This is a genomic window from Massilia atriviolacea (genome assembly GCF_003953935.1).
Lineage (GTDB): Bacteria > Pseudomonadota > Gammaproteobacteria > Burkholderiales > Burkholderiaceae_D > Telluria_A > Telluria_A atriviolacea.
Genome location: NZ_RXLQ01000008.1, coordinates 283,117 through 300,077 on the forward strand (window position 1 = coordinate 283,117; position 16,961 = coordinate 300,077).

At 65.0% G+C, this 16,961-nt stretch carries 13 protein-coding genes; 5 read left to right on the forward strand and 8 right to left on the reverse strand.

Annotated elements, in window-relative coordinates; all coding sequences use genetic code 11:
* Window positions 1–235: 235 nt before the first annotated feature.
* Complete coding sequence (locus tag EJB06_RS17100; RefSeq protein ID WP_126075226.1) at window positions 236–2,290, reverse strand: response regulator; 2,055 nt, start codon at window positions 2,288–2,290, stop codon at window positions 236–238.
* A 288-nt stretch (window positions 2,291–2,578) separates the two neighbouring features.
* The gene (locus EJB06_RS17105) at window positions 2,579–4,993 is read right to left on the reverse strand and encodes a catalase (RefSeq protein ID WP_126075227.1); all 2,415 of its coding nucleotides are present in this window, start codon (window positions 4,991–4,993) and stop codon (window positions 2,579–2,581) included.
* 163 nt (window positions 4,994–5,156) lie between these two features.
* Between EJB06_RS17105 and EJB06_RS17110 the strand changes: the two genes are divergently transcribed.
* Both EJB06_RS17110 and EJB06_RS17115 read left to right on the forward strand, forming a co-directional pair.
* Window positions 5,157–6,128 (forward strand): questin oxidase family protein, encoded by a 972-nt coding sequence (locus tag EJB06_RS17110; RefSeq protein WP_126075228.1) that lies wholly within the window; start codon window positions 5,157–5,159, stop codon window positions 6,126–6,128.
* Between the two features lie 17 nt (window positions 6,129–6,145).
* Window positions 6,146–6,694, forward strand: a complete 549-nt coding sequence (locus EJB06_RS17115) for a hypothetical protein (RefSeq protein WP_126075229.1) — start codon at window positions 6,146–6,148, stop codon at window positions 6,692–6,694.
* Here the strand turns inward: EJB06_RS17115 and EJB06_RS17120 are convergent.
* Both EJB06_RS17120 and EJB06_RS17125 read right to left on the reverse strand, forming a co-directional pair.
* On the reverse strand, window positions 6,681–7,955 hold the full coding sequence (locus EJB06_RS17120) for a TolB family protein (protein WP_126075230.1): 1,275 nt from the start codon (window positions 7,953–7,955) through the stop codon (window positions 6,681–6,683). The genes EJB06_RS17115 and EJB06_RS17120 overlap by 14 nt on opposite strands.
* 94 nt (window positions 7,956–8,049) lie before the next feature.
* Window positions 8,050–8,841: an AraC family transcriptional regulator gene (locus EJB06_RS17125; protein ID WP_126075231.1), complete on the reverse strand. Its 792-nt coding sequence runs from the start codon at window positions 8,839–8,841 to the stop codon at window positions 8,050–8,052.
* Window positions 8,842–8,943: 102 nt separating this feature from the next.
* Here EJB06_RS17125 and EJB06_RS17130 point away from each other — a divergent pair, with 102 nt between their 5' ends.
* Complete coding sequence (locus tag EJB06_RS17130) at window positions 8,944–10,152, forward strand: MFS transporter (RefSeq protein WP_126075232.1); 1,209 nt, start codon at window positions 8,944–8,946, stop codon at window positions 10,150–10,152.
* A 13-nt stretch (window positions 10,153–10,165) separates the two neighbouring features.
* Here EJB06_RS17130 and EJB06_RS17135 read toward each other — a convergent pair whose 3' ends face one another.
* Window positions 10,166–10,897 carry a hypothetical protein gene (locus tag EJB06_RS17135; RefSeq protein WP_126075233.1) on the reverse strand — a complete coding sequence of 244 codons (732 nt, stop codon included), beginning with the start codon at window positions 10,895–10,897 and terminating at the stop codon, window positions 10,166–10,168.
* 232 nt (window positions 10,898–11,129) lie between these two features.
* On the opposite strand from EJB06_RS17135, the gene rraA reads away from it, so the two are divergent.
* The gene (gene rraA, locus EJB06_RS17140; RefSeq protein ID WP_126075234.1) at window positions 11,130–11,624 is read left to right on the forward strand and encodes a ribonuclease E activity regulator RraA; all 495 of its coding nucleotides are present in this window, start codon (window positions 11,130–11,132) and stop codon (window positions 11,622–11,624) included.
* A gap of 75 nt (window positions 11,625–11,699) precedes the next feature.
* Here rraA and EJB06_RS17145 read toward each other — a convergent pair whose 3' ends face one another.
* From EJB06_RS17145 to EJB06_RS17155, 3 genes are all read right to left on the reverse strand, one after another.
* Window positions 11,700–12,290, reverse strand: coding sequence for a DUF8082 domain-containing protein (locus tag EJB06_RS17145; RefSeq protein WP_126075235.1), 591 nt, complete (start codon window positions 12,288–12,290; stop codon window positions 11,700–11,702).
* A 21-nt stretch (window positions 12,291–12,311) separates the two neighbouring features.
* Entirely contained in the window at window positions 12,312–13,388 is a 1,077-nt protein-coding gene (locus tag EJB06_RS17150) for a cache domain-containing protein (RefSeq protein ID WP_126075236.1), read from the reverse strand.
* A gap of 378 nt (window positions 13,389–13,766) precedes the next feature.
* Window positions 13,767–14,843 carry a cache domain-containing protein gene (locus tag EJB06_RS17155; RefSeq protein ID WP_164557947.1) on the reverse strand — a complete coding sequence of 359 codons (1,077 nt, stop codon included), beginning with the start codon at window positions 14,841–14,843 and terminating at the stop codon, window positions 13,767–13,769.
* Window positions 14,844–15,510: 667 nt separating this feature from the next.
* Here EJB06_RS17155 and aceA point away from each other — a divergent pair.
* Entirely contained in the window at window positions 15,511–16,809 is a 1,299-nt protein-coding gene (gene aceA, locus EJB06_RS17160) for an isocitrate lyase (protein WP_126075238.1), read from the forward strand.
* The last annotated feature ends 152 nt before the right edge of the window (window positions 16,810–16,961 follow it).

The following is a 16,961-nucleotide window of genomic DNA, read 5'->3' on the forward strand; positions in this document are numbered from 1 at the left end:
TTTTTAACCATGCTTGGTGCAATATGGCATTGCCCGCATGGCTTACTCTCAAAAGCGTATTTTAAAAGCAAGTTTCGCGCCTGAAACTTAACCCCTTGTTCCTGAACATGAAATTATGGGTGGGGGCGGATTTGACAGTTGCACTGTAAAGATATCCGACATTGCTGGGCAGAAAAAAACCGCCATGCCTGCGCGCTGCAGGGATGGCGGTTATGTTGGAGAGGAAGCGTGCCGTTCAGGCGCGGCCTTCGCGCATGAAGCGCTGGATGTGATCGAGCATCACGGCGTCCGAATACGGTTTGCCGAGCAGGACATCGACACCGGCTTCGGCGGCCTTGACCTGGTAGCTTTCTTCGGCACTGATCATGATCACGGGAATGTGCGCCGTCAGGGGATTCTGGCGCACGTGCCTGGTCAGGTCGAAGCCGTTCATGCCCGGCATTTCGACGTCGGTGATGAGCACGTCGGGCATGCGCTCGGCGATCTGCTTCATCGCGTCGAGGCCGTCTTCGGCCATCGCCACCTGGAACTGGTTGTTGATCAGCAAACGGTTGGTTTTGACCCGCACCACTTTGGAATCGTCGGCGATCATGACCACGGTGTCGGTGGCGACCTTGGGCTGGTGGACCCGCTTGACAGGGGATGCCTCGGCCGGCGGCGCGGCGGGCACGCTCGCGGCAGCGGCAAGGCGTGCGGCTTCTTCCGCTGCGAGACGCTCGGCTTCCGCACGTGCCGCTTGTTCGGCGGCGAGACGCTCGGCTTCCACGCGTGCTGCCTGCTCAGCGGCGACGCGTTCAGCTTCGAGGCGTGCCGCTTGCTCTGCGGCGACGCGCTCGGCTTCGATCCGTGCCGCTTGCTCTGCCGCGACGCGCTCGGCTTCCGCGCGTGCCGCTTGTTCCGCCGCGACGCGTTCGGCTTCGGCGCGTGCCGCTTGTTCGGCAGCAAGGCGCTCGGCTTCCGCGCGTGCCGCTTGTTCCGCCGCGACGCGTTCGGCTTCGGCGCGTGCCGCTTGTTCGGCAGCAAGGCGCTCGGCTTCCGCGCGTGCCGCTTGTTCCGCCGCGACGCGTTCGGCTTCGGCACGGGCAGCCTGTTCCGCCGCAAGGCGCTCGGCCTCGAGGCGGGCGGCTTGTTCGGCTGCTACGCGTTCAGCTTCCTGCTCTGCCTGCAGACGCGCAGCCTCGGCGTCGGCGCGGCGTTGTTCTTCCATGCGCGCCGCTGCTTCGGCAGCGAGGCGCTCGGCTTCGATGCGGGCCGCTTCTTCCGCAGCCAGCCGTTCGGCTTCACGCTGCGCGGCCTCTTCGGCAGCGATGCGCTCGGCCTCGCGCTGGGCCGCTTCGAGGGCGGCGATGCGCTCCGCTTCCACTTGCGCGGCGTGTTCATCGGCAAGGCGCCTGGCTTCCAGTTGTGCCGCCTGCTCGTCGGCAATGCGCTTCGCTTCCAGCTGCGCGGCCTGCTCGTCGGCCTGGCGTTGGGCTTCCAGTTGCGCCGCCTGCTCGTCGGCGATGCGTTTCGCTTCCAGCTGCGCGGCCTGCTCATCGGCCAGGCGGATCGCCTCCAGCTGCGCCGCTTGCTCATCGGCGATGCGCTTCGCTTGCGCCTGGGTCGCCTGTTCAGCGGCCAGCCGCTGCGCTTCCAGCTGCGCCGCCTGCTCGTCGGCGAGGCGTTGCGCTTCCTGCCGGGCAGCCTCTTCGGCGGCCAGGCGTTCCGCTTCCATGCGGGCGATATTGATGGCGGCGATGCGTTCGGCTTCCACGCGAACGGCTGCGTCGAAGGCGGCGCGCGCCGCTTCGGCACGTGCCGCTTCTTCGGCGGCAAGACGTTCTTCTTCGAGGCGCGCCGCTTCCAGGGCGGCCAGGCGTTCCGCTTCCTCGCGTTCGGCTTCGGCTGCCGCCAGTCGCTCGGCTTCCAGGCGCGCCGCTTCCTCGGCGGCGGCCACGCGTTCGGCGTCCAGGCGGGCCGCTTCGCGGATCTCCTCCAGCCGCGCTTCCTCTTCGATGCGGGCTTGTTCCAGTGCCGCCAGGCGGTCGTGCTCGGCTTGCGCGCGCGCTTCGGCGATCAGGCGCGCTTCTTCGACGCGGGCGGCTTCCTCGGCCGCTTCCTTCTCGGCTTGCTGGCGCGCGAAGCTCTTCGCTTGCACGTTCGCATCGACCAGGCTCGGTTCGTCGCGCTGTTGCAGCGCCTTGATTTCGCGTTCGCGCAGCTTGTACATGAGCACGCGATAGCCCACGTAGAGCAACACGATGATCAAAACGCCTATGCCGACATTGGTTTCGTAACTTAAAGTAAACACGCGAACAGCTCTCCGTCATTACCTTATTTCAAGGCAATTGGTTAATAAAAGGCGATCTTGGTCGTAGGCAACAATGATACACCGGCGAGCGCCAGAACACGATGCATGGTTGCGAGCAATTCACGTCTGCTTGTGTTCCGGCAGGAAATGTGGATCGGGTAATGGTATCGCCCCTTGCTACTTTATTGGTATTTTTTCCAGAGCTCAACAGGAAAACGCATATCCCGCCACTATTTTGCCTTATACAAAAAAGCCGGCGCATGCCGGCTTTACCACACCTGTTGTTGCTTACACGCTTGGCGGATCGGTTTCGCGCTCGAATAGGCGGTGCCGCGCGAGCGCCTGTTTGAATTGCGCCAGCGCCAGCGCCACCAGGCCGGGCGCCGTCCTGACGATGCCGGGGTCGTCGCAACCGTCCGGCAGGGTGCTCGGGATGGCGGCGCAGGCCAGCAGGTCGACGCCGTTGCCGATCGCCAGGATCGGCTTGCCGTGGCGATACTGCTCGCGCACGAAGTCGAGCGCGCGCGCATCGCGGGCCAGGGCCATCATGCCGTCATCCCCGCCCGGGGCGACCATCGCGTCGTACACCACCGAGGGCGTGACGTCGAAGGTGGTTTCGACATGCAGCGCATCGCCATCGAGCGAGCCGGCCTGTCCGAGCCGCTGGCCGACCAGGCGCGGCACGGCGCCCGCTTCCAGCAGGGCCGCGTAGACCGCGCGCACGGCCGCGCCATCGGCGCCTTGCGCGACCAGGATCGCGACCTGGCGCGTGCGGATGCCGGTGACGCCGGGGCGGGTGAGCAGCGACAGGGCGGGCGAGGGCGGGTAGCCCGGCAGCGGCAAGCCGCCGGCCAGGGGCAAGGGCGGCGGCACCGCGATGCCCAGGCCGCTGGCGACGGCGTGCGCCAGGCTGGCGTCCACATTCACCAGCCCGGCCACCATGCGCACCCGGATCGCCAGCGTTTCCACGCGCGTGAGCTCGAAGCGGAAGGCGTCGATGATGTGGGCTTTCTCGGGCGCGCTCTGGCTGATCCAGAACAGGCGCGCCTGCGAGTAGTGGTCGGCGAACAAGGCCGGTTTGCCGCGCAGCTTGTTGCCGGCCACGGGCTCGGGCACGCTGACGAAACCGGCGCGCCCGGCCTGGAACGGGCAGCCGCCGGCCAGCGAGTTGGGCTCGTAGTTGACCCGGCCGCGGTTGACCGTTTGCCGGTGAAAGCCGTCGCGCTGGTTGTTGTGGACCTCGGCCAGCGGCGCGTTGATGGGGATTTCGTGGAAGTTGGGGCCGCCCAGGCGCGTGATCTGGGTATCCGGATAGGAATGGTTGCGGCCCTGCAGGACCGGATCGTTGCTGAAGTCGATGCCGGGAACGATGTGCTGGGTGCAAAAGGCCACTTGTTCGGTCTCGGCAAAGAAATTGTCCGGGTTGCGGTTCAGGACCAGCCGGCCGACCGGGAACACCGGGATCATTTCTTCCGGGATCAATTTGGTCGGGTCGAGCACGTCGAAGGGGAAGCTCTCGGCCTGCTCGTCGGTGAATACTTGCAGGCCCAGCTCGTACTCGGGGAAGTTGCCCGCTTCGATGGCTTCCCACAGGTCGCGCCGGTGGAAGTCGGTGTCGAGTCCACGCAGCCTGAACGCTTCGTCCCACACCAGCGAATGGGTGCCTTGCAGCGGCGACCAGTGGAACTTGCACAGGTGCACATCGCCACTGGTGTTGACCAGCTTGAAGGTGTGCACGCCGAAGCCCTGCATCATGCGGTAGCTGCGCGGAATGGCGCGGTCGGACATGATCCACATCAGCATGTGGGTGATTTCGGGGCTGAGCGAGGCGAAATCCCAGAAGCTGTCGTGCGCGCTGGACGCCTGCGGCATGGCGTGGTGCGGTTCGGGCTTGAGCGCGTGGGCGACGTCGGGAAACTTCATCGGGTCCTGGATGAAGAATACCGGGATGTTGTTGCCGACCAGGTCCCAGTTGCCTTCGTCCGTGTAGAACTTGACCGCGAAGCCGCGCACGTCGCGCGCGGTGTCGGGCGAGCCGCGTTCGCCGGTGGCGGTGGAGAAACGCACGAAGACCGGGGTGCGCTTGCCGGCGTAGGCAAACGGCGCGGCGCGCGTCAGCTGGCCCAGGTCCTGGTAGGATTCGAAATAGCCGTGCGCGCCCGAACCGCGCGCATGCACCACCCGCTCGGGGATGCGCTCGTGGTCGAAATGGGTGATCTTTTCGCGCATGACGAAGTCTTCCAGCGCGATCGGTCCGCGCAGGCCGATCTTGAGCGAATCCTGGTTGCTGGACACGGCAGTGCCCTGGTTGGTGCTCAGGCGCTGTTCGGTATCGTCGGCGCGCACCCGGTCGAGCGAACTGTTGAGGGCGTTGCCGCCCAGGCGCGGGATGCCGGCCCCGACCTTGGGCGAGGCGACGTTGTCGGTGCCGGTGCTGGCCGTGGCCAGCGGGGTCGGGGCAGCGTAGGCTTCGCCGGTATGGGGCGTCATTGCCTTGTCGCCGTATTCGAGCGGCTTGGTGGCGTTGAACGGCCGGTCGTCGGCCAGGTCGGCTTCGCCGCCGGCCTTTTCGAGCAGGCGTTCCGCAGCAGGATTGGCGGTGCCCAGGCTGCCGGGCAGGGTCGGATCCGACGGGCCCGCAACGGTGCTGAAGATGGAGCCTGCGCCGTCGGTGGACGGTCCGCTTTGTTTACGTGTGACCATGGATTACCTCTTAGAAAGAGTGGGGCCGGCGCCCCTGGCCTGTCGAGTTTGCATCGCTGCCGCCGCGTGGAATTGATCATGGACAGGCGATGCGGCGCGGGAGATCAGGGCGCCGCCACAGGTGTTACGCTGTCGGCTGGACGAACCGACATGGATATGGTGTATGAGGATGCTTTCCGAAACTTGCCGGGCCTTGCTCGAACGCAGCAAGCGCTTCGGGCCGCTGTACGGCGACCGGCTCGCCAATCACTTGCCGATGACGTTGATCGCGCTCGACCGCATGGGCGCGCCGGCCGGGCACATGGAGCGCGCTTACGAGGCCAATGCCCGCCAATTGCGGCTGCGCGACGGCGATATCGGCCCCGTGACGGACGCGGCCGACTGGCTGGGCAAGGGCCGCAATGCCGGCGGGCTGGAATTATATTTCCGGGCCTGCGCAGGCCGCGACGGGCTCGACGCCGTGTTGCGCGCATGGGTGCCGCGCCTGTTGCCGGGGGTGGCGGCGTCGGCCTTCCATTGCCTGATCCGGCTGGCGTATGCCATCGATGCCGGCGAGCAGGATGAGGCTTGCGCGGCGCTGGCGTACTGGGTCATGGAATACGTGAGCCTGGATTTGCCGGATGACACGGTGAACGAGGCGCCGGCCGCCATTGCGGCACGCCTGGCGCGCGCGGTGGCCGGGCACGCGCCGTGGAGCGGCATCATCATCGACCGCATGCGGCAGGCGGCGGCGCATCCCGGCGTGGCCGGGACCGCGCTCCAGCCGTCTGGCCTCGACTTGCGGCAAGTGGCGCAGTTCGCGCTCGGCGCCTACCATGCGCGCGAAGATTTCACGCTGTTGCACACGGTCACGGCGTGCCACGCGTTCCGTCTGCTGCTGCCGTATGCGGGCCAGCCGCAGCGGGCCCTGCGCTACCTGTGGGAGGCGGTGGTGGTGGCCACGCTGACGGTCGAGGCCAGCGGCGCCGCCAGTCCCGCCGCCGCCGCGCACCTCGACTGGAAGGAGTGCCTCGCCCATGCCGCGCGGGCCACCGATGCGCACGTCGTCAAGCTATGCTGGTCGGCCTACTGCGAAGACCTTGTTGACCGCGATCCGCGCTACCTGGCGATTGCCGCGCGCAAGCTCGCCATGTAATTTGCTGAAAGAACCATGTGAAAGTACACCATTTGCTGTTGCTGGGCGCACTGGCGGGAAGCAGCAGTGCCTGCTTAGCGCACAGCGATACCATCGTTAATTTTTCTCCGGAAGGCATGATGGACGCCATTCCCGACACGTTCCGGCCCGCTCAGCTGAACGTGGCCTTCGCCGCTGCAGGTGAGAAACACCCTGTCGCCAGCGTGACGCTGCGCCTCGGCGAGCACATGACGACGCTGCCGTCCTGCATCGTGGCGCTGCTGCCGTCACGGACGATGGCGCAGGTCAGCGCCAGTGCCTCCTGGTACCATCTGAACGGCGGTACGCTGCCGCCCTACCTCGGCATTCACTTTGCCGCGCCCCGGACAGGCCGTGGGAACAGGCAAGGAACGCATGTCGCCTTCTTGTTCAACTTGCGCACGGCAAAAATAATCAATATCAAAAAGGTGGTCACCGGTCGCGCCGAAGGAACCCAACGTTCCGTCGGCATGGGACTGTTGCAACGATGTTCAGCGCAGGAACTTGACGCGGTGTTTGACCCGATGCACCGAGTCAACGTGCGATGATGTCACCCACCAGGTCGCCTTTGAGCACCAGGGTCGAGCGGCCATCGTCGCCCAGCAGGAACACGCCGCGCCCGTTGGAATACAAAATCCGGCCGGACGGCGTCAGGTCGTAGGAAGCCACATTGCTCGCCAGTACACGCTCGTCGCCGCGGCGGCTGCGCTGCACCAGTTGCCAGCTGGCCGGCACCAGCGAGGGCACGCCGGCCACCATGTTTTCGCTGCGCAGGGCCTTCTCGGCATCGATGCGCTTGCCCTTGAGGATGATCGCCCTGACGTCGGCCTGGGCCGACGGCCCGCCCGCGCCGGTCAGCGGCTTGCGGCTGTACATCATCGAGAAAAAATTCAGGTAGTGGAATACCGCGCGCAGCAGGCGGAAGGGGAATAGCACAGCGTCGAGCAGGAGATTGCCGCTGCTGTATTGCGGCGCTTCGTACGGGCGCCGGATGAACAGCAGGTCGCCATTGGCGCTCACGCGCGGATGCAGGAAGTCGGTGTTGGCGTCGTCGAGCACGGTTTCCAGCTGGCCCGAACGCAGGTCCAGTTTCTGGATGGTGCTGTGGCCGAGCGCCACGACCATGCCCTGCTTGTCGCGCGCCAAGCCGGCCGACTGGTAGACGATGGTGTCATCGTCGCACCAGGCCGGCGCCGAATCGGCCGTGTCGCCGCCGGTCAGTTCGCGCAGCCTGTTGCCGTCCACATCGAGCGTGGCGATGTTGGTGCTGCTGTCGCGCGACGCGGATGTGCAGACCAGCTTGCCGGTCTGGCGGTTCAGGTGCAGGTCGCTCAGGTCGAGGTGCTGGCGGTGCACGATGCGGGTTTCGACGCCGCTTTCCAGGTTGAGCGCGAACAGGCCGCCGATCGTTTCGTCGCGCAGGAAATACAGGATCGATTGCTGCTGGTCGAACTGGGCCGAGGTGTGCCGGATGGCGCTCTCGGCGCCGCCGAACTGCTTCATCTGGCCGTAGGCGGCCACTTCGAAGCTGGTGTTTTTCTTCCACGAATTGCGCTCGTTGCTGCGCGCGAGGCGGTCTTCGGTTTCCTGGATGTAGGGGCTGTGCAACTGGCGCAGCGCGCCGCCGTCGGGCTGGTAGAACAGGTTGCCGTTCGAAATATAAGCCACGCCGATGCCGGCCAGGCTGGCCGAACCGGGGGCGGCGGGCGTCCCGGGCGTGGCGCCGGGCGCGCCTTGCGGCGCGTCGGTCACGCGGTAGAACAGGATGACCAGGCAGACCAGCAGCGCAAAACCGATAAGAAAGACCACCAGGCAACTCCTCAATCAATGGGCGGGACAGGAAAGGGCCTTACTATACTTGCTTCGTGTTGGTGAAAGATACACTATTTGTCACGACGGGCTGTCAGCGTGCTTCCTCTCCGGCAAAAAACGCGGACGGCGAACTGCCGAAGGTCTTCTTGAACATCGCCGAAAACGCCGACTGGCTGGCGTAACCGAGTTCCCCGGCCACCTGCGAGAGCGGCATGCCGCGCGCGATCAGCGGCGCCGCGTGCGCCAGGCGCACTTGCTGGCGCCAGTGGCCGAAGCGCATGCCCAGCTCGCGTTCGAACAGGCGCGTCAGGGTGCGTTCGGAGGCGCCGACCCGGCTCGCCCACTGGCCCAGGGTCAGCTCGCTGGCCGGGTTGTCGATCAGGGCCGCGCACAGGGCCTTGATGCGCTTGTCCTGCGGCAGCGGCACGCGCATCGGCCGCGTGGCCGTGCCGGGCAGTTCGTCGAGGATCAGTTCGGCCAGCAGCGTTTCGCGCGGGCCCGGACCGGTCTGGCCGAGGGCGACGATCAGTTCGCGCAGCAGCGCCGAGACGGCCAGCACCCGGCATTCCTCGCCCTCGAAGGGCGCGCGCGCAGCCAGGATGCCGAGCGGACGCAGGCGCGCGTTTTCCAGCACATGGATCGCATGGACCACCTCCGGGGCGATCCAGATCGCCCGCAGCGGCGGCACGATCCAGCTGGAGCCGGGCGTGGTCACGCGCAGCACCCCGGAGAGGGCGAAGGTGAGCTGGCCCCAGGCATGGCGGTGCGGATCGAGCGACTGGGTCACGTCGAGGTCGCGTGCCAGCGCGCGCACCGGCCGCGCCGGCGTCGGGGCCAGGTCGGGCGGCTGGAAACGGGTATCGGTGAGGATGGTCAGGGACATGGCGCGTTGAAATGGCGGATTTGCGACAAAGTATGGCTTCCTGTCTCAAAACTGTCGATTGCTTTTTGCATACACTGGGGTCTGCCCAACCAAGGATGCTCCATGAACACACCTCCACTGCGCGACGATGCGCGCGTCATCGGCCTCGTGAGCCTGGCGCACGGCGTATCGCACTTCTATCACCTGATCCTGGCGGCCCTGTTCCCCTGGCTGAAACCGGCCTTCGGCCTCTCGTATGCCCAGCTGGGGCTGTTGATGACGGTATTCTTCGTGGTCTCCGGCGTCGGCCAGGCCCTGTCCGGTTTTGTGGTGGACAAGGTGGGCGCGCGCCGCGTGCTGTTCGCCGGTCTGGCGCTGCTGGGCACGGCGGCCCTGGTGCTGGCCGGCGCGCAGAGCTACGGCATGCTTGCGGCCGGATCGATGCTGGCGGGCATGGGCAACGCCGTGTTCCACCCGGCCGACTACACCTTGCTCAACCAGCGCGTGAGCCGCGCGCGCATCGCCCACGCCTTTTCGCTGCACGGCATCAGCGGCAACCTGGGCTGGGCGGCGGCGCCGGCGTTTTTGGCTGGCATCGCCGCGCTGGCCGGCTGGCGCGTGGCGCTGCTGTCGGCCGCCGCCATTCCCTTCGCCACGCTGGCGCTGCTGTTCGCCCAGCGCCGCTACCTGCGCGCCGACCCGGCTCCGGCGCAGGCGGCCGGCGCGGCGCGGGACAGCTCGTTCGCCTTCATGAAGCTGCCGGCAGTATGGATGAGCTTCGGCTTCTTTTTCCTGACCGCCATCGCGCTGGGCGGCATCCAGAGTTTTTCCTCGGCCAGCCTGGTGGCGCTGTACGGCATTTCGCTGGCCTCGGCCACCACCGCCTACACGGCCTACATGCTGGCCTCGGCCGCCGGCATGGTGCTGGGCGGCTTTCTGGCGACCCGCGCCCAGCGCCACGACCGCACCATCGCGCTGTCCTTCGTGTGCGCCGCGCTGATGGCGCTGCTGGTGGGCGCGGCCGTGGTGCCGGGCTGGATGGCGGTGGCGCTGATGGGCGGCATCGGCCTGGCGGCCGGCGTCGCAGGCCCCTCGCGCGACCTGCTGATCCGCGCTGCCGCACCCAAGAACGCGACAGGCCGCGTGTTCGGCATCGTTTATTCCGGCCTCGACAGCGGGCTGGCGCTCGGTCCGCTGTTGTTCGGCGCCATGATGGACGGCGGCCATCCGGCCTGGGTGTTCGGCTGCATCGCCCTGTTCCAGGTGCTGGCGATCGGCACTGCGCTGACCGTGGGCGGCAGCAGCCGCGCGCCTGCGCTCAGGCAAGCCTGAACCGGGCGCGGCCTCAGGTGACCGGGCACAGGCTGGCCACCCCGAGCAGGGCGTAGCGCACCCGGTACGGCCTGAAGCCGAGGATGGTCTTGAAACGCCGCAGCCCCTCGGAGGCGCCGAACCAGGTGTCGTACATGGCGTAGCGCACGGTGCGCTCGGAAATGAGCAGGCTGACGATTTCGACGATCATGAAGTGCATCACGCCATCGTTGTTGCGGTAGCCGAGCAGGCGCGAGAACAGGGCGAAATTGCCGTACATGCCCAGTTCGCAGTAAGCCACCAGCTTGCCGGACCTGTCGAGCACGCCGAAATAGCGGAAGTTGCCCTGGTCGGTGAAATGGGCGACGCGGTCCTGGTAAGCCTCGCCCATGGGCCGGCCCTGGCGCTCGGGCAGGGACTGGTTGATGGCGTGGATGTCGTCGACATAGCGGTTGCGGTCGATGCGGGCGAATTGATAGCCGCGCGCCTGGGCCCGCCGCGCAAAATACCCGCCCCAGTTGCGTTCGCCGATCGATTCGCGGTACTGCGCGCCGGAGGCGAATTGCCCGGTGTCGAGCAGGGCCGCGCCGATGGTCTTGTTGCCGATGATGCGGTAGCGCGGGTGGCGCCGGGTGAAGTTGCGGTAGGTGGCGCCGACCTCGGCCGGCGCCAGCGCCATGTCGAATTGCAGGTGAGCGAGCGGCAGTTTGACGATCGCGGCGGCCGTGTCCCACAGGCGCCGGAGCCGTGACAGCGTGCTGAGCATGCATGTCCCCTTGACGAGAAAGAGGCACCGATTATGGCGCGCCGGCGGCGCCGCGTCAGCCGCTGTCTGCGCCTGGCTTGCGACACATCACGCGCGCCGCGCATGCCGTATTGTCGCGGGAACTTGAACGCCGGCGGCGCTGTCCGGCGCCATGCCGGCAAGGGCGGCATGGGCGCGGCGCCGGCAATGGCTTAGAATCGTTCTCATTTCCCCACTTTGCGAGCGAGCCGACATGACTTTTGCCACCACCGATCTGTGCGACGACCACCCCGACCTGCTGGACGATGGCCGCCTGGCCGTGCTGCCGCCGGTATTCCGGCACTACGGCCAGAACCTGCGTTTTTGCGGCAGCGTGACCACCTTGAAAGTGTTTGAAGACAACGCCCTGGTGCGCGCGACGCTCGAAGCGCCCGGCAACGGCAATGTGCTGGTCATCGACGGCGGCGCCAGCCTGCGCCGGGCGCTGGTCGGCGGCCAGCTCGCCTTGTTGGCGCAAAACAATGGCTGGAGCGGCATCGTGGTCGATGGCTGCGTGCGCGACAGCGACGAGATCGACGCCTGCGCCATCGGCGTGCGGGCCTTGGGCACGCATCCGCAAAAGAGCAGCAAGGCGGGCGCGGGCGAACGGAATGGACGCATCTGCGTCGGCGGGGTGGCGGTGCGGCCGGGCGACTGGTTGTATGCCGATGCCGACGGCATCGTGGTGGCGCAGCAAAAGCTGGTCTGACGGGGGAGGAAGAAGCGCGCTACGGCAAGAACAGCGCTGCGCGCGGCGGCCGCAGCCGCTGCGCGCAGCTGTCGATCAGAACGGCGGCATGTCGAGCGCCTTGGCGACGTCGACCTTGAACTTGGCGGCCTGGTCGTCGTTGGGGATTTCCTTGGCCAGCGCCATGACGACCGCGCGCACATCGGTGGCGCCGTCGAAATGGTCGCTGCAGACGATTTCCGCCATCGGACCCACATACTTGACCAGGCAGCGCTGCAAGGTCGCCTTGATGTCGGCCGTCAGGCCCGGCGTGGCGGCCGGACGCGCGGCGGCGGTCTCCGCGCGCGGGGTGGCGCCGCCCAGCACGCCGGTGCCAGGCAAATCGTCCAGGGTGCCGTCGAGGTAGCCCAGCACGATTTCGGTCGGCCAGTCCAGGCCGTCGGCATTGACGACGCCGGCCTTGTCCAGCGTCAGGCGCGCGTTTTTCATGGTGCGCATGATCGCCAGGCCATCGCGGCCGCGGCGGCCGCGGCACAGGATGAAGACGATCTTGCCGCCTTGCAGGTGGACCTGGGCCATGCGGTTGTCATCGCTGATGACCAGGGCGGTGCCGCTGACGCGCTGTGCGCAAAAGCCGGCGATCTGGTCGACCACGTCGATAAATGGCTGGAATTCCGGTTGTGACATATCAGTAACCTCTCATCGGTATCAAACCTTTTTACGCAGGCGATCCATTGCCAGCTGGATGCTGACGCCGAGACGTTCGATGGCACGGGCCAAGGAGCCGATTTCATCGCCGCGGGCCGTTTGCGGGATGTCCACTTGCAGTTCGCCGTTGCTGAGCTGAACGGCAATCGCGGTCAGTTGGTTAATCGGGCGGGTCAGCGCCTTGCCGAGGAAAATCGCCACGCCGATGACCAGCGCCGCGACGGCGGCGATCAGGAGGCGCGCTTCGTTTTCCATCTTGTGCAGGGTGGCGAAGGCTTCATCGTAGTCCTGTTCGATCAGCACGGTCCAGCCTTGCGGCAGCTTGCGCACGAAACCGATCACCTTGCGTTCTTCCGAGGTGTAGGCCACGGGCGCGTCGGTGATGCCGGCCACTTTCAGCGCCGGATGGGCGGTGAAGTCCTGCAGCGCGGTCTGCACCTTGCCCGGGTCGCCATGGGCGATCACCTTGTTGCTGGCGTCGAGCAGGATCGCGCGGCCGGTCTTGCCGATGCGGATATCGGTGACGATCTTGGAAATATCGCCCAGGTTCATCGACATGGCCAGCACGCCGACCAGGGCCGAGTTGATGTCGCGGATCGGGGTGGCCACGATCAGCGCCGGCTTGCCGGTGGTTTTGCTGATCGCCACCTGGCGGCCGACCGGCTGGCCCTTCATCACGGCCTGGAAGTAGGAACGGTCGCCGTAATTGATCGGGGCCGCGCCGTCGTTACGGGCGGTGTTGGTGCCGTCCGGAGCGATGGTAAACATCAGGAACGACCATTCGTAGGCCTTGCCGGTCGCTTTCAGCAGGGGAACCTGGCGCTCGCCGTTCATCGAGATCATGTCCTCCAGGCGGCTGGCCTGGTTCATGGCGTGCATATTGGTGTCGTCCCAGGCATTGATGCCGCTGGCAACCGTGTTCATGGTCAGCACCAGGCTTTGCGAGACGTTGTCGGTCAGTTCGCGCTGCGCCGCCCGGTCGCTGATCACCCACAGCGTGCACAGGGGGATCAGCGTCACCGCGAGCAAGGTCATGAGGACCTTGTGAAAAATATTGAAACTAAATTTTGAGTTCATGCTGGGCCTTCGTAATAGAGGTCTGCTTGACGTGGCAGATCGGCCAGCGTATCGGACATCAAGGAACCGATTGCTGGGCCGACATTAAAACAAGGTGTCGGACTTTTGTATCTGGCAATCCCGTTCGCTGCTGCGCAAGGGGATCGTTCATTCGGAGGTCACTGTCGGTAGGATGCACTGTCCGTCATGGAGCGCGTCGCCGTTCAGTCATCTCGGGGCGCGATCGTCAGCAGTGATATTGGGTTGCTTGTAAGCACATTATTATACCGGTCTTTACGATCAGCTTGGGTATTGAGGCAATTCTCTGCGTGTTTCAGGAGAATTGCCCCGGTTTGTGTGTTTAGTGCAACGAGGTCACCGCGGATGATCGCTGGCCGTTCAACTCTTCTTGCGCAGGCGATCCATTGCCAGCTTGATACTGATGCCGAGGCGGTCGATGGCGCGGGCCAGGGCGCCGATTTCGTCGCCGCGTTCGGTCTGTTCGATGGTCACCTGCAGTTCGCCGTTACTGAGCTGGCGCGCAATCGCGGTCAGTTCGTTGATCGGACGGGTCAGTGCCTTGCCGAGGAAAATCGCGATCGCGATGACCAGCGCCACGCTGGCCGCGATCAGGATCTGCGCATCTTTTTCCATCTGCTTCATGATGCGGAACGCTTCGTCGTAGTCCTGTTCGACCAGCAGGGTCCAGCCCTGCGGCAGCTTGCGCATGAAGCCGATGACCTTGCGGTCTTCCGCGTTGTACACCACCGGCGCCTTGTCGATGCCGGCTACCTTGAGGGCGGGATAAGCGCTGAAATCCTGCAGCGCGCCGCGCACCTTGGACGTGTCGCCGTGGGCGATGACCTTGTTGCTGGCGTCGAGCAGGATGGCGCGGCCGGTTTCGCCGACGCGGATATCGGTGACGATCTTGGAAATATCGGTCAGGTACATCGACATGGCCAGCACGCCGACCAGGTTGGCGCTGTCATCCTTGATCGGGGTGGCCAGGATCAGCGCGGGCTTGCCGCTGGTCTTGCCGATCACGACCTGGCGGCCGACCGGCGCGCCCTTGATGACTTGCTGGAAGTAGGAGCGGTCGCCGTAGGGGGTCAGGGGACCGCCGTCGTTGCGGCCGACGTTGCTGCCGTCCGGCGCAACCGTAAACATCAGGTACGACCATTCGTAGGCGGTGCCGGTGACGCCCAGGATCGGGTTCTGGCGCTCGGCCTTCATCGACACCATGTCGGGCAGGTAGCCGAGCTGGGTCATGGCGCGCACATTGGTGTTGTCCCAGGCGTTGATGCCGTCGGCCACCGTATCCATGGTCAGCACCAGGGCTTGCGAGACGTTGGCGGTCAACTGGCCTTGCGCTGCCTTGTTACTGACCAGCCACAAGGTAATCAGAGGAATCAGGGTCACCGCCAGCAGGGTGATGAGTACTTTGTGGAAGATGTTTAGATTAAATTTTGAGTTCATGAGTTGCATTCGTAATGTAGGTCTGCTTGACGTGGCAGATCGGCCAGCGTATCGGACATCAAGACACCGATTGCTGGGCCGGCACTAAACACCGTGCCGGACTTTTATCTGGCAACCATCCCGCTCGTCGGCGCAACGGGATTGGGATGAGGAATTGTTGGCTGGAATCGCACAGTCCGCCCTGGACCGCATCGCATCTGCCTGGCGACGTCGGATGCGTCATGCGGCAGTCATTAAGGATTGCCTGAAAGCACATTATCCTACGGCATAGTAGGGGCGAGCGGGGTTTTCGAGCGATTCGCCGCGTTTTTAGTGAGAATTTTGCCCGTGTGTGTCTTCTGTGCAACACGTCCTGCCCGATTTGGGTGAAACAGGGTCCTGGCAGCGCCGCCGGGCTGATTCCCAGCCGCAAAAACGCTGCCGGATTTCATCAGGCGCGGACGGCATTTCACAATGCAAAATGCGGTGCTGCGTCCGCACCTCGGCGCTCTTCCATTTAGAGAAATTTCATTCCGTATCATGGGATTGCGATTTCAAGTCATTGTTTTTAAAGGTGTAAAATTTAGTTATATGTCTTATATAAGAGTGTTGTTGCAGCGCGCAAAACGGTCTATGATTTGTTCAAGGCATTTCATTTCTTAAACGGCTTTTCAATTAGGAGAACACCATGGCAACTCGTGAACAGCAAGTAGCAGAACTGCAAAAAGATTGGGACACCAACCCGCGCTGGAAAGGTGTTGTACGTAACTACACCGCGGCGGACGTGGTGCGCCTGCGCGGCTCGCTGAAGATCGAGCACACGCTGGCCAAGCGCGGCGCGGAAAAATTGTGGGACCTGGTGAACAACGAGCCGTTCGTCAACGCGCTCGGCGCCATGACCGGCAACCAGGCCATGCAGCAGGTCAAGGCCGGCCTGAAAGCCATCTACCTGTCCGGTTGGCAAGTCGCCGGCGACGCCAACGTGGCAGGCGAAATGTATCCCGACCAATCGCTGTACCCGGCCAACTCGGTGCCGCTGGTCGTGCGCCGCATCAACAACACCTTCCAGCGCGCCGACCAGATCCAGTGGTCCGAAGGCAAGGATGACATCGATTACTTCGCCCCGATCGTGGCCGATGCCGAAGCCGGTTTCGGCGGCGTGCTGAACGCCTACGAACTGATGAAGTCGATGATCGACGCGGGCGCGGCCGGCGTGCACTTCGAAGATCAGCTGGCCTCGGTCAAGAAATGCGGCCACATGGGCGGCAAGGTGCTGGTCCCGACCCGCGAAGCCGTCGAAAAGCTGACCGCGGCGCGCCTGGCGGCCGACGTGATGGGCACCTCGACCCTGGTGATCGCCCGTACCGACGCCGAAGCGGCCGACCTGCTGACCTCGGACGTGGATGAGAACGACCGCGAATTCTGCACCGGCGAGCGCACCGTGGAAGGCTTCTACAAGGTCCGTCCGGGCATCGAGCAAGCCATTTCGCGCGCCATCGCCTATGCCCCGTTCGCCGACCTGGTCTGGTGCGAAACCGGCAAGCCGGACCTGGCCTTCGCCAAGCAGTTCGCCGATGCCGTGCACGCCAAGTTCCCGGGCAAGATGCTCGCTTACAACTGCTCGCCCTCGTTCAACTGGAAAAAGAACCTGGACGACGCCACCATCGCCAAGTTCCAGAAAGAACTGGGCGCCATGGGCTACAAGTTCCAGTTCATCACCCTGGCCGGCTTCCACGCCCTGAACTACGGCATGTTCAACCTGGCGCACGGCTATGCGCGGCGCCAGATGTCGGCCTTCGTGGAACTGCAGGAAGCCGAATTCGCCGCCGCCGACAAGGGCTTTACGGCCGTCAAGCACCAGCGCGAAGTCGGTACCGGCTACTTCGACGCCGTTACCCAGACCATCCAGCAAAACCAGAGCTCGACCACCGCGCTGCATGGTTCGACCGAAGATGAGCAATTCTTCGACGAAAAGAAAGTAGCTTAAACGCTATTGAAATGCGGCGCTTCCACAAGGAGCGCCGCCAGCGCGACGGCGAGCGCAAGCCAGGACAAGCGCCGTCGCGCGCCTTACGGTTGGAAACACACAGCGCCTTCCCCCTTGCCCGCAGCGTGCCGACGCTGCGCAGGCAAGGGGGA